The 12439-nt window shown below is 39.5% G+C and carries 10 protein-coding genes and 2 pseudogenes; 5 read left to right on the top strand and 7 right to left on the bottom strand.

Annotated elements, in window-relative coordinates; all coding sequences use genetic code 11:
* Positions 1-130 precede the first annotated feature (130 nt).
* Positions 131-724 carry a TetR family transcriptional regulator gene (locus AC0KVP_RS08095; protein WP_473340190.1) on the bottom strand — a complete coding sequence of 198 codons (594 nt, stop codon included), beginning with the start codon at positions 722-724 and terminating at the stop codon, positions 131-133.
* A 116-nt stretch (positions 725-840) separates the two neighbouring features.
* Between AC0KVP_RS08095 and AC0KVP_RS08090 the strand changes: the two are divergent.
* The 4 genes and pseudogenes from AC0KVP_RS08090 to xseB form a co-directional block, all read left to right on the top strand.
* Positions 841-1875: pseudogene (locus AC0KVP_RS08090) on the top strand (MFS transporter); the annotation flags it as partial.
* 506 nt (positions 1876-2381) lie between these two features.
* On the top strand, positions 2382-3314 hold the full coding sequence (locus AC0KVP_RS08085) for an IS5 family transposase (protein ID WP_473336427.1): 933 nt from the start codon (positions 2382-2384) through the stop codon (positions 3312-3314).
* 500 nt (positions 3315-3814) lie between these two features.
* The gene (xseA, locus tag AC0KVP_RS08080) at positions 3815-5077 is read left to right on the top strand and encodes an exodeoxyribonuclease VII large subunit (protein ID WP_473340188.1); all 1263 of its coding nucleotides are present in this window, start codon (positions 3815-3817) and stop codon (positions 5075-5077) included.
* Entirely contained in the window at positions 5070-5267 is a 198-nt protein-coding gene (xseB, locus tag AC0KVP_RS08075; RefSeq protein ID WP_473340186.1) for an exodeoxyribonuclease VII small subunit, read from the top strand. The genes xseA and xseB overlap by 8 nt, the downstream gene beginning before the upstream one ends.
* 140 nt (positions 5268-5407) lie before the next feature.
* Here xseB and AC0KVP_RS08070 read toward each other — a convergent pair whose 3' ends face one another.
* Together AC0KVP_RS08070 and AC0KVP_RS08065 are read right to left on the bottom strand one after the other, a co-directional pair.
* Entirely contained in the window at positions 5408-5836 is a 429-nt protein-coding gene (locus AC0KVP_RS08070) for a replication initiation protein (protein ID WP_473340469.1), read from the bottom strand.
* A 200-nt stretch (positions 5837-6036) separates the two neighbouring features.
* Positions 6037-6984, bottom strand: a pseudogene (locus tag AC0KVP_RS08065) (IS481 family transposase).
* A 232-nt stretch (positions 6985-7216) separates the two neighbouring features.
* On the opposite strand from AC0KVP_RS08065, the gene AC0KVP_RS08060 reads away from it, so the two are divergent.
* Positions 7217-7696, top strand: coding sequence for a Csu type fimbrial protein (locus AC0KVP_RS08060; protein WP_473340184.1), 480 nt, complete (start codon positions 7217-7219; stop codon positions 7694-7696).
* Here AC0KVP_RS08060 and AC0KVP_RS08055 read toward each other — a convergent pair.
* Genes AC0KVP_RS08055 through AC0KVP_RS08040 form a run of 4 tightly spaced genes read right to left on the bottom strand, consistent with a single transcriptional unit; the run spans position 7693 to position 12307 of the window.
* The gene (locus AC0KVP_RS08055; protein WP_473340182.1) at positions 7693-8691 is read right to left on the bottom strand and encodes a Csu type fimbrial protein; all 999 of its coding nucleotides are present in this window, start codon (positions 8689-8691) and stop codon (positions 7693-7695) included. The two genes, AC0KVP_RS08060 and AC0KVP_RS08055, sit on opposite strands and share 4 nt — an antisense overlap.
* Positions 8691-11072, bottom strand: coding sequence for a fimbria/pilus outer membrane usher protein (locus AC0KVP_RS08050; RefSeq protein WP_473340180.1), 2382 nt, complete (start codon positions 11070-11072; stop codon positions 8691-8693). The genes AC0KVP_RS08055 and AC0KVP_RS08050 overlap by 1 nt, the downstream gene beginning before the upstream one ends.
* A gap of 6 nt (positions 11073-11078) precedes the next feature.
* Positions 11079-11804, bottom strand: a complete 726-nt coding sequence (locus tag AC0KVP_RS08045) for a fimbrial biogenesis chaperone (RefSeq protein WP_473340178.1) — start codon at positions 11802-11804, stop codon at positions 11079-11081.
* Between the two features lie 35 nt (positions 11805-11839).
* Positions 11840-12307: a Csu type fimbrial protein gene (locus tag AC0KVP_RS08040; protein WP_234964374.1), complete on the bottom strand. Its 468-nt coding sequence runs from the start codon at positions 12305-12307 to the stop codon at positions 11840-11842.
* Between the last annotated feature and the right edge of the window lie 132 nt (positions 12308-12439).

Here is a 12439-nt window from a genome sequence, read left to right as displayed (position 1 = left end):
TTTTACAGGTATGATTCTCGACAATGCACGAGGTGCAGATTCTCCCACGTGTTGGACTAATGTGGATTAAACAAAAGCTCATGGTATACGAAGACCGAATGTTTTAAACAATGAAACATCGAGCTGGAACCTACTGGTATTGAAACAGTTCCATTTTAAGTACCATTTCAACATGGTGCTTAAAGGAATGCTGATCTAAGCCCTTTAAGCCGAGTTGATAGATCCCTTCTAAGCCACAAACAAAAGCTATCAGCCGCCATGCAATATCTTGACTAGAACTTGCTGTCGAAACTTTAAATTCTTGCTGAGTAATCCCCTGCTCAATGGTGGCCACTAAAGAGTTATGCCATTGTTCCATTGTCACGTTATAAGCTTTTTTAATTTCCAGATCTTGATCAATTAGTATCTCAGCCTCATTCCATAAACGTAAATAAGGTTGTGTTTGTTCAATATTCTCAATACCCAGCAATAAAAATAGGCGGTCAAGACTACTATTGGTTGTGATTTGATCTTCTACTTGATCGAGCTGATTCATCAACTCAATAAATACTTCAGCTTTTAAGTGTGAGCTTGATTGAAAATGATGATGCACTTGTCCAGTCGAAACTTGGGCTTCAGCGGCAATCCTACGCACAGTTAAACCATTAAGACCTTCTAGTAGTGCTACGCATTTTGCTGCATCTAAAATCATCGTACGACGCTGTTCACGGTTTAAATAGTTCATTGGATTAGTATTCAACAGAGTTTACAAAACAGATATTAAACAAAGTTGGACACTTGTTCAAGTGTGGATATAATAAGCGGACTTGAACAAGTGTCCAACTTTAATTTAGGTGTTTTATGTCCCGCAAATGGGTGATTTTGGCAATCATCGTACTCATTTATTTACCTGTTTCAATTGATGCAACAGTACTCCACGTTGCGATCCCGACATTGAGTTCAACACTCTCTTTGTCAGCCAATGAAATGTTATGGGTCATCGATATTTATTCGCTGATTATGGCTGGTCTAATTCTGCCAATGGGCGCGTTGGGAGATCGCATTGGCTTTAAACGCCTGATGTTAATTGGTGCAAGTATTTTTGGTGTGGCTTCATTGATGGCGGCCTGTGCAAATTCAGCTTATATGTTGATTGCAGCCAGAGCCTTTTTAGGTGTCGGGGCAGCCATGATTTTACCAGCAACTTTGGCTGGTGTTCGAAACACCTTCTTAGATGAAAAACAGCGAAATTATGCTTTAGGAGTTTGGGGAACCGTTGGCGGCGGTGGTGCTGCTTTTGGTCCGCTTTTAGGTGGCTTTATATTGGAACACTTTTCATGGGGTACGGTATTCCTCATTAATGTTCCTATTATTATTCTCGTACTTATATTGACTATATGGCTGGTCCCAAAACAAACAGTACAAACCAAACAGCCTTTGAACCTGTTACAAGCACTAATCTTAGTGATCGCAATTTTAATGCTGATCTATTCGATTAAAACCTCGATCTACGCTTTTAGTTTTTGGATGGTGTTGGTTTTTGCTGTTGGATTATGCTTATTGGTAGGCTTTGTTCGGCATCAACTCCGTGCAGTTCAACCGATGATTGACTTTAGCTTATTTAAGAATCCAGTCATCTCAACCAGTATTGTGATGGCAATGGTTGCCATGATTGCACTGGTAGGTTTTGAATTATTGCTTTCTCAAGAATTACAGTTTGTGTATGGCTATACACCGCTTGAAGCGGGTCTCTTTATTTTACCGTTTATGATTGCTATCAGTATTGGTGGGCCTTTCACCAGTGTTCTGATGAATCATTATGGTTTACGTCCTGTAGCGACAGTGGGCATGTTGATGTGTGCTGTAAGTTTCTTTGGTTTAGCAATGACCGATTTTCCGGCGTGATGTTTTTAATTCTCTCTATCTTTGTTTGGCGAGCTTTACCAGATAAAGTGAAATCTGCTAATTTATAAAGTATTAATAATATTCAACTATTTACACTTAAAAATAACGGGACTTTATGCAATCACAGTGATTTAAAACCAGTTATGACTGGAAATAGCGTTTAACTGATATTCGAAATTTGGTGGGAGCTTAGCTCCCCTCTTTAGTGTCTTTTTGTTTTACAGACCCAAGTAGCTCTTTACCCTCATATACCTGAATGTCACTAATATATTTCACTGTATTATTTAAAATATCTTCAGTGTTACAGCTTTCAACATAATCACATGAACAATACTTTCGTATTCTAATGCCCACAAAAACATATTCCCTATTAAAATATAGAACTTTCGGAAATACTGTATATTGGGATGACTGCTTTATTTTTTCTTCAAATACTTTGAAATGGCTTTGTTGCACAAACCTACCGATAAAGTCTTATTCGGCAATATAATTCGCAAATGAATAAGCCCACACCTAAAATCTATCGTACAACCAATTGGTCTTCTTATAACAGTGCATTAATAAATCGAGGAAATCTCTCAATTTGGTTCGATCCCAAGACTCAATGGTACGCTCAACCCAAAGGTAAACATGGTCGAAATCAAACTTATTCAGATACAGCCATCCAATGCTGTCTGATGATCAAATCCCTATTTCGATTGTCTTTACGCATGGTCACTGGCTTTGTGCAAAGTCTCATTCATCTTTGTAGATTAGATTGGACAGCACCAGACTATTCCACCATCTGCAGAAGACAAAAGCATATTGATATTGCAATTAACTATCAAAAAAGCAGTAATGGTCTCCAGCTACTCGTCGATTCTACTGGCTTAAAGTTTCTAGGCGAAGGTGAATGGAAGCGTAAGAAACACCAACCTGAATATCGTCGCCAATGGCGTAAACTTCATATTGGTATAGATGCTGAAACCCTTCAAATACGCGCTATTCAACTCACTACAAATAATGTGAGTGATTCACAAGTGCTTGGTGATTTACTCGATCAGATTCCACAAGATGATCAGATTGACTCTGTTTATACCGATGGAGCTTATGACACCAAGCAATGCCGTCAGGTCATTGCAGATCGGCAAGCGCATGCGGTGATTCCGCCAAGAAAAAATGCGAAACCTTGGAAAGATACAAAGATCAGCTCGCTAGAGCGAAATGAATTACTTCGAACAGTTAAACGTTTAGGCAGGACACTATGGAAAAAATGGTCAGGCTATCATCGGCGAAGTTTGGTCGAAACTAAGATGCATTGCATCAAATTATTGGGGGATAAACTCAGTTCGAGAAACTTTCAAAGCCAAGTCAATGAGATGCATGCACGTGTAGCAGTATTAAATAAATTCACAGAGTTAGGCCGACCTCACACCCAAGTTGCCACTTAAATTTGAGTAGATATGGGAAATCTTAATTTTTAAATCTTTGTGCAACAAAGCCGATTTATGACGGAAGTCTATTAAAAAAGCCCTACATTTCTGTAAGGCTTTCCCCTTGGTCTTTTGCGCCGAAACAAGGAATCGTTGTTTTTATTTACAACAAAATAATTAAATCATTAATCGAATAAAAAATGAAGAAAAAAAACCTGCAACTTGGGGAAGGTGCAGGTATAAACTGATATTAACTACCATGGAGAACTTAATACCAAATAATATACTTGGTTTATATTGAGATCTCATTCACATTTTTTATATCAAATTATCTAGTAACAAAAAAAGCCCATCAAATGATGAGCTTTTTACGGTAATTAAGTGAATTTCCATATGTACGTCCACTATAGAAGAAATATGCCATATACCTTGATCAAGGTCAAGTGAGCATATTCTCAATTTGCACTTATAGCTTTGCTTTAATACTATTCATCTAAGCACTTAAAATAATTGACCTAATGTCTGAACCTCAGTTTTCTCTTAGTGATTATCTATCCACAGTACAGGAAGTAATTCAAATTACTTTCAATGAGCCTGTATGGGTGAAAGCTGAGATCCGTAATCTAAATATTAAGGGCGGACATTACTATCTTGAGTTAGCTGAAAAGGATGAAAGTACCGACAAAGTTATAGCGAGTTGTAAAGGCACCATCTGGAAATTTATAGCTCAGAAAATGGTGCTTAAGTTTGAAAGAGAAAGCGGTGTAGAGCTTTCAAAGGATTTAAATGTCTTGGTAAAAGTCAGGGCCAAGTTTGATCCTCAGTATGGCTTTTCAGTGAATGTTGAAGATATTGATTCAAGCTATACGCTTGGAGACATTGCACGGCGCTATCAACAAATTTTAGAAAGACTTACCTCTGAAGGCCTTTTAAACAAGAACAAGCTCATCCCTACCCCTTTTGATATTCAGAATGTCCTGGTAATTGCTCCTGAAAATGCTGCAGGTCTAGGTGACTTCAAAAAAGATGCTGATGCTTTAGAAAAATCTGGTGTATGTCATTTCAAGTACTACTCAGCAACATTCCAAGGGAACACAGCTGCGCAAAGCATTATCACCTCTCTCAGTAATGGCCTCAGACAATGGGCTACCGATTTCAATACACCACCTGATCTCATTGTGATTATCCGCGGCGGTGGTGCTGTAAACGACCTTGCCTATTTAAATGATTATGAACTGGCAGCATTGTTGGCCAAACGAACTGTTCCAATTTGGGTCGGTATTGGTCACGAAAAAGATCGTACGATACTAGATGAAGTTGCAAACCGTTCATTTGACACACCTAGTAAGGTAATTGGTGGGATTCGTAATCTAATTGCTGATCGGACTCAGGATGTCTTAGATTCATTCCAAACCATTAAGCTATTATCCCAACATCAAATCACAGCGTACCAAAGCCAAAATGATCAATACATGAGGATGATTAAGACGCTTGCGCATGGGCAAATCAATGAAGCAAATAAGAGCGTAGATTTGATGAGAAGCACCCTACATTACTTAGCCCAGCAACAGATCAAACTGGCAACGAATCAAGTCGAATCACTGCTGCGTGAAACCTTAATTCAGAATCCAAGAAACGTGATGGCTAAAGGCTACGGAATTGTTCGTAATGAAGGAAAAGCTATTCGCTCTATTCAACAGATTTCAGGTGATAAAGTCCAAGTAGAATTACAGGATGGCACCATTCAAGCAAATGTAACGAAGGTAATTAGTAATGATTAAAAAAGAACTCTCTTTCAAGGAAGGCTATGAAGTCCTTAAAAAGAATGCGGAGCTATTGGAGTCGCAGGAAGAACCAGACATCGACAATTTAATGAAAATCGTTGAAGAGTCTATGGTTGCATACAAAGCCTGTAAAACACGTGTGGATGCAGTTCAACAGGCTTTGAATGAGACATTTAAGGAACAATAAGTTAATAATATGGGAAAATTTGATTTTACTTTTTTGGTCTACATTAGATGAAATAAGGATTTGATCATTAAACAACATTGGATGGATTTGTTCGAATAAGTTTAATTTCGACCATGTTTGCCTTTGGGAGGAGTCTACCACTAAGTTGTAAGATCAAACCATGCGTTATAGGTACTCCCTCTGAACTTTCTGATTTCAACATAAGCCCAATGTCGTGCTGTATGAAATATATAACAATTGCGACCTAAGCCTGTTGCTTCATCTTTTGCAATTGGCTGATTTACTTCTTTCCAGCTTAGATCTAAGTTGAGTGCAAGTTCATTTAAGGAGTATGGTCTTGAACGCAACGTATATACATATACACGCCATTCGCTCGAGAACGGATTCTTAGTGATTAAGCCAGAGTATCCTACGTCAGCATCAAAAAGTTCCTCTAAGCGCTTAATAATCGCATTAGCGTAGATAATCGGTTTTGGCCGACTTGCATCAGTTTTATAGATAGGCGTTTCTAATTGAAATAGTAAATGAGCTTTACCATTCTCAGGATTTTCAACGAGAAGATTTGGCAGAGGAATTCAAACTTTGGAATATATAATTTCAGCCATCGCTGCTTCGTAATCTAAATCGAAAATTAAGTAATGTTGATAATATGGGCTATTGGCTTGTAGATATTTGAAATTAACATCTATTTCTTTGGGACGTATTAAAAGTCCTTGTCCAAGGTCATTGGAGCAATATGGTTTTTTAGGTAAATTGTTTGTAAAACTATCTAGGTGTTTAGTCCCGGCATTTGATGGATCGGATCAATCTTAAAAAATTCAGGTTCATCTGTCCACTGTTTGCAGATGAACTCGTAGGGAGTCAGGCCACTGAGTGTTTTGAGTCTGCGGCCGAAGTTGTATGCAGCAATAAAATCAGCAAGGTGAATACATAGCTGAGTTTGATCGTCGTAATGGAACCGTTTGACAGTAGCTTCTTTAATCGTTCGGTTCATCCGCTCGACCTGTCCATTGGTCCATGGATGCTTGACCTTGGTAAGACGATGTTCAATGCCACATTCAGTACAAACCCGATCAAAGATGTGCTCAGAGGCGTAGCGATCACAGGTGCGGTTCGTAAACTGGATGCCGTTATCTGTCAGCACCGTATGGATTCTATAGGGCACAGCCTTAACCAGATTGCGCAGGAACTCCGCGGCTGCCATCTTACTGGCTTTAGTATGCAATTCTGTGAACGCGAACTTGGAAGTGCGATCAATGGCAACGAAGAGATAAAGCTTACCCTGTGCTGTTTGCATCTCAGCGATGTCGATATGAAAGTAACCAATGGGGTAGCTCTTGAAGCGCTTCCTGACAGGGCGATCACCTTGTACCTCAGGCAGTCTTGAAATACGATGCCGCTGCAAGCAGCGGTGTAACGACGAGCGTGTCAGATAAGGAATACTCGGCTGCAATGCATAAAGACAATCGTCTAGTGGCAACAAAGTGCGTCGAAAAGCAACAATTGCCGCCTAATCTTCAGGCGATAACACGCTTGAGCAAGGATTCTTTGGCCCGGTTGTAAGATCATCTACTGAAGTACGTTTCTTCCATTTTGCGACGGTCTTTTGATTGATGCCGTAACGCTTGGCTAGTGTTCTTAAGCTCTCTTGACTATTTTGTATTGCTCGACGCACTGCCTGTGTCGTTGTGGCGCTGCTGTGTAGAACTTGTCCCATAGTGCTTCCTTCCATTTATCTGAGAATATTGCACCATTAAAATCTGGGACTAAACACCTAGTTAATTCTGTTAATAGAGAAATTGAAAAGAAGTAAATTAAATTGACTAAATTTTTAATGCTTTATAAGATATAAATTATGGTTAGCATACTTTTTGAAACACCACTGTATACTTTTTGATAAAAAATTAGTACCCTATTGTTAATGATAAATTAAGTAAAAAAGATAAGGTATGAAAATACGATTTTTTGTTCTCTTTACCTCTATTTTAGCGGGTACATCGGCATTTATTTATGCAGCGAATCAGCAATCGACTCAGCTTAATGTGAGCATTATCATTAAAGAAACCTGTAATATTACGACCGCAAACAGTTCAGATCTTGATTTTGGAAGCATTAATCGTGCCTCAACAGGATCCAATCAGAGTAGCCATTTAGCAGTCAATTGCACACAGGGAACACCTTATAGTATTGCATTACAAAGCCAACGCGAAATGACGAATGTCGCTTTAAATAACACTAAAATCCCTTACACCCTCTATCAGGATGCCAATCGTACAACGCCCTGGGGTGCAGATACTCAAAATGCATACAGCAATACGGGCACTGGAAACACACAAAAAATTCCCGTTTGGGGACAAGTTAACCAAGCAAATACCAATGTTCCTGCAGGTCAATATACCGACAAAGTAACTGCTGTGATTACCTATTAATAGGTTAGAGTCACAGTAATGGTATCCTGATATTCTCCTGCTGGTACAGCAGTTGCACTTGGCCCAGCCTTTCCATAAATAGGAATAGTTTGTGTGCCATTGTTGCCCATTCCCTGTGATGTGCCACTATTGTTCCAAAGCTGGCTGTACTGAGCATCACGATATAATTCATAGGCAATATAGTCCGCACCTTTACGCATACGACGCGTCGTACCATCGTAGTTCATTCCCTGATCTAAATTCACTTTCCAAGACGTATTCAAAGGACAGGACAACGCTACCGCTGTCGAACTGGTCACTGCCTGAGATAAATCATTCATTTGACCAAAATTCAGATCATATGCAGAAATCAAATTACAGCTGTTTTCATAGTTTGTCGTGACACTCAAACTGTTGCTTTGATTACTTGACTGAGATGCCAATACCTCTTCTGTACTTGGCTGCTTATACTGACTAAAGGCATACAGCAAAGTTACTTGTGTATTGTTATTGTTGTCATAACTTGCTGCTCGAACATTTTGCCCCGCATAAACATGACCATAAATAGGTAGATCGAAAACTTTCTCGTTTTCATTCACGGTAAAGGTTTTATAGGTACATTTTAATGTCGATAAATTGGCTTGCGTATCAATTCGCTGGGTCAAAGCGGGATCATAAAACAAGTCATAAGTGAGGTAAGAATGTGTTGCCCCATAAGAAACCATTTGCCGACGGTTATTAGATAAGCTTAAACCACCCACGGTCGCATAAGGGCACAAAGCGACATTGACCGTTTTAGTATGGCCATATTGGTTACAAGTCACTTGCCAATTGGTGTAGCTGGTTTTTCCTTTACCCGATACCGAACCGAAATTCAAAGCGGGGCCTGACAGCCAGCATGAACCAGATGCTTGAGCAGATGCGCTGACACCCATTAGAGCAAAAGGCAGCATTAGGGCAAAAATCCAATACGCCAGTAACAACCATGAACGTTGCACACGGTGAATATTCATCATTATTGGCACTTTAAATTCCCCAAGTCTAGAAAACCATATTGCGCTGAAAAATCAGGCAAGTCCATACGGCACACCCGCCCCATTTGCTCGACAAAAACTGTTGACGCAGCTGGATTTTCTAAATAAATCATACCATCCCGCCCAACAATCGTATGTTCAACATTCTCTAAATGAGGTGTAGTTTGCTGTACCCACACTCGACTGCCCATTTTTAAAGGTTGATTCTGCTCGTCGACCGCGGCCCATTGTACCGAACGCATTTTATACACTGGAAAATTCAGATATACGCCACTGGAACTATAGGGAACCGCATCTATTTGTGTTGACTCAATTTTATATTCTAGTGGTAAATCCAGTGTATCTATAGAAACCGCATTATGTTGATATGAATTCAGTGAATCAATTAACAACAAGCCCTTGCGATTGGTTTTACCTACGAGACGATTTTCCAGCCGCACAGGAATATCGGCCACACCTTCTGTAGACACTACTGCAAATGAATTCAATGATTGACGCATAGCAAAAAGATTGCGGTTCATCATCACTAGACTGCCACGTGCTGAACCGATGACAGTATTATAATCCTCATCGTTAATCTTAGCATTTTGAAAACCTAGATCCCATTGTCCCACTGAAGTTTCACGCTGCAACTGTCCCTGTAAACTATAATTGCTTGGATCACTATATTCGATGTTGCTTTGCCAGCCCCAATCCGCTTGATTTTGCAAAGCTGTTTTACGCACACTTGCTGACACTTTATTGCGCTCTTTATTTTTTTGGGCATTCATGGTGGCATTAGTCTGACGATCTAGTGGAATATTCAATGACATAAAAAAAGTATTACTTTTTTCATTTAAATCGCGGGTCATATTCAAGGTTAAATAGCTTTTCGAAGGAAAATAATAAGACCAATTGAATATCAAATATTCATTATCAATTCCCTGATATTGCTGCGCTGCATAACTACTACCAAATTGGCCAAGAGGCGTATTCACTCCTAAAAAAACATGATCAGAGCGATCAATATAGGCATAACCCAAACCACTAGCCAAATCACCAAAATTACCGTCACTTTGCTGATGGTGCATAGAAAAGTTGATCAAGCGGTTATTCCACTCATAACCTGCTGAAAAAGCCTGCCCTGCCTGTTGGTTTAATTCGCTATAACTATAAGAGCCATTCAGCACCCCTAAAGTGTTTGGCAAGCGGTGTACAATACCGAATCCTACTAAAGCCACATTATTTGAATATTCAGTATGGCTTTCCAATGTCGTGTCATTGCTGAGACCATGCCGGAAAGTGGCATTCATTAAAAGATCATGCCCATAACTAAATGACTTGACTGCATAATTCAGTTTATTCACTCCTAGACTCACGTCCCAGTCGGATAAACCTTGCTGCAATAATTGTGAAGTACCGAATAAGGAAAAATTGACAACCCGTTGCTGCCCATTCAAATCGGTAATTAATAGCTGCGCTGTTCCTGCACCTGTAATTGACGGTGCAGTCTGAATATTAAACTGCCCCGGAAGCACTTCACTGCTGCTTTGCTGAATGCCATTAATTAATAGATCTACCGTTGACGGCAATAATACTGAATCTTTAAATGAGGCTAACGGTGAAGTCACTTGGTACGGCTGTAAATTATAGTTTTTTGCAAGTTTAATGCCTGAAATTCGTGTCGAACGGCTCCAATCTAGAGCACGCGACTGACTATCGCCTAATGTTAATGTCAGCGCTCTATTGGCAAAATCCTTTTGCCAATAAGTATCTAGAATCTGGCTATTCAGTTCTTCCGATATCTTCGACTTAGTATAAGCATGGTTGGCAGAAATACTCAAAACACTACCTGCCCCAAAACCAAAAAGACGTAGCTCATTCCAACCACTTAAAGACCAAGCATCTTCGGTCGCTTGGGCATAAAAATCGTAATTGAAAAGCACACCTGGCTTAATCTGCTGGGCATTCACTTTAGCGGCCTCTATCGGAATAAATCCTGCAACGGTATTGTTTTGCAAAAGAGAGACGGCTACATCCAGATGGATATTTTGCGCAGCGGCATTGTAATCGTAGTTCAAACCAGAAATTTGAGACAAACTGATAAAACCTGCGTGCTGAGGAGCATCAGGTACACCAACTTTTAATTGCAGTTCTTGTAGGGTCGTTCGTGAAATCAGTAAATCATGCGGTGTTTGAATAAAGTGCCCAAAAGTTGAGCTAGATGCCTGATTCAACACAATACTTAAATACAGCTCCTGCTGCTCAATACCATCATCCTCTAAACTGACGGTTTCGCTGGCAATGACCAAAGTACTGGATAAACAATACGTACACAGCAATGCTTGAAATAATGGGCCACAGTAAGCGAACTTTTTTATCATTAATACTTATTGAATGGGAAGCAGCTGTGCTAAACCATCACTATTGATTCTGGCTTCAAACTTGCCATTTGGGAGTATTTTTTTAGACTCGGGAATATCCCAACGCATGCTCTGACCAGCAAGCGCATAGCCTACCAAGCCATTGATTAACGGTAATCTTTCACCATTTGGATTGATATAGGTTAATTCACTGATCCGAATATGGCTTTTCGCATTGTTCTTCACAATCAACTGATGAGCCTGATATTGAAAATTCACTTGATTTAACAGGGTTAAACCATTGCGCATAGCAATACTATCAGTAGGCTTGATAAAAACTGGAATAGAATACTGTAATAATAACTGCAAGCCAGTTTGTGCATCGGCTTGTCCTGAACTTGGCAGTTCATCAATCAATAAGCGATAAGTCTGTTCTACCGCTGTATTTTGTGGCGCAATACGAATAATTCGGATCAGCTGTTGCTCACCCGCTTTAATTTCTGTAATCGATGGGCTAGCAACCAAGTCTCGTGTAGTATTTACTTGATCCTGACCTGCAACTTGCGACCAGATCAACACGCGAGTTTGTGCCCGAATAGGTCGCTCACTGGTATTGGTCAGCCATATTTCTTTGGCTTTTTCCTGCGGGGAGAATGCAACAGAAATTGGAGCAACTTGTAGACTGGCTGCCAAACTGCTGAGCGAATAAAGTGAAACGATAGAAGTACAAATGAATTGTCTCAATTTGTTCATATTCTACGTCACTCTATTCGTATAGCTCTAATCAATTAGTAAGTTACAGTTGCAACCACTGTATCCACATAAGTACCAGCTTCAACGTTAGTATTGCCCGCTAATTTAGCATAGACAGGGATTGCTTGATCTTTACCATTACCTGTTTTTGATAATAAGTTGACAGCATCCCACTCAGTTGTACGAGTAGAGTCCTGATACAATTTATATGGAACTTTACTAGTTGAAGAGGTATTTGTGTTACTCATTTCACCTGTACCTGCTAAAGCAATTTTATAAGGTGTGTTTAAAGTACAAGTAACATTTAACTGACCTTTTGCATTGCTTGCAGATTTAGTAGAACGATCAACAGAAGCAAACTCCACGTCTTGAAATGCAGTAAACTTACATGATTCATTTACTGTAAGCTTAACTTCAAACTGAGTAGAATCAGTGCCTGCCGCATGAGCTAAAGTAAAAAGAGAAGAAAAACCTAAAACCGCCGAAACAATGACTTTTTTCATGAAATGCCCCATACAATGTGAATGATTACACACTAAATAAAAATATGGCGTGGATTATAGCCTATTTTTTGATCTTGTAAAGAACTTTAATAAAAAATAAGTACAAATTTCACCCAAATATTTTCCTCGTTT

Source organism: Acinetobacter sp. DL27, assembly GCF_055810995.1.
This window is presented reverse-complemented; position numbering and strand designations above follow the sequence as displayed.

Excerpts from the sequence above, each read along its gene's own strand:
- AC0KVP_RS08095 (WP_473340190.1), bottom strand. The coding sequence starts at position 724 with ATGAACTATTTAAACCGTGAACAGCGTCGTACGATGATTTTAGATGCA.
- AC0KVP_RS08085 (WP_473336427.1), top strand. The coding sequence starts at position 2,382 with ATGAATAAGCCCACACCTAAAATCTATCGTACAACCAATTGGTCTTCT.
- xseA (WP_473340188.1), top strand. The coding sequence starts at position 3,815 with ATGTCTGAACCTCAGTTTTCTCTTAGTGATTATCTATCCACAGTACAG.
- xseB (WP_473340186.1), top strand. The coding sequence starts at position 5,070 with ATGATTAAAAAAGAACTCTCTTTCAAGGAAGGCTATGAAGTCCTTAAA.
- AC0KVP_RS08060 (WP_473340184.1), top strand. The coding sequence starts at position 7,217 with ATGAAAATACGATTTTTTGTTCTCTTTACCTCTATTTTAGCGGGTACA.
- AC0KVP_RS08055 (WP_473340182.1), bottom strand. The coding sequence starts at position 8,691 with ATGATGAATATTCACCGTGTGCAACGTTCATGGTTGTTACTGGCGTAT.
- AC0KVP_RS08050 (WP_473340180.1), bottom strand. The coding sequence starts at position 11,072 with ATGATAAAAAAGTTCGCTTACTGTGGCCCATTATTTCAAGCATTGCTG.
- AC0KVP_RS08045 (WP_473340178.1), bottom strand. The coding sequence starts at position 11,804 with ATGAACAAATTGAGACAATTCATTTGTACTTCTATCGTTTCACTTTAT.
- AC0KVP_RS08040 (WP_234964374.1), bottom strand. The coding sequence starts at position 12,307 with ATGAAAAAAGTCATTGTTTCGGCGGTTTTAGGTTTTTCTTCTCTTTTT.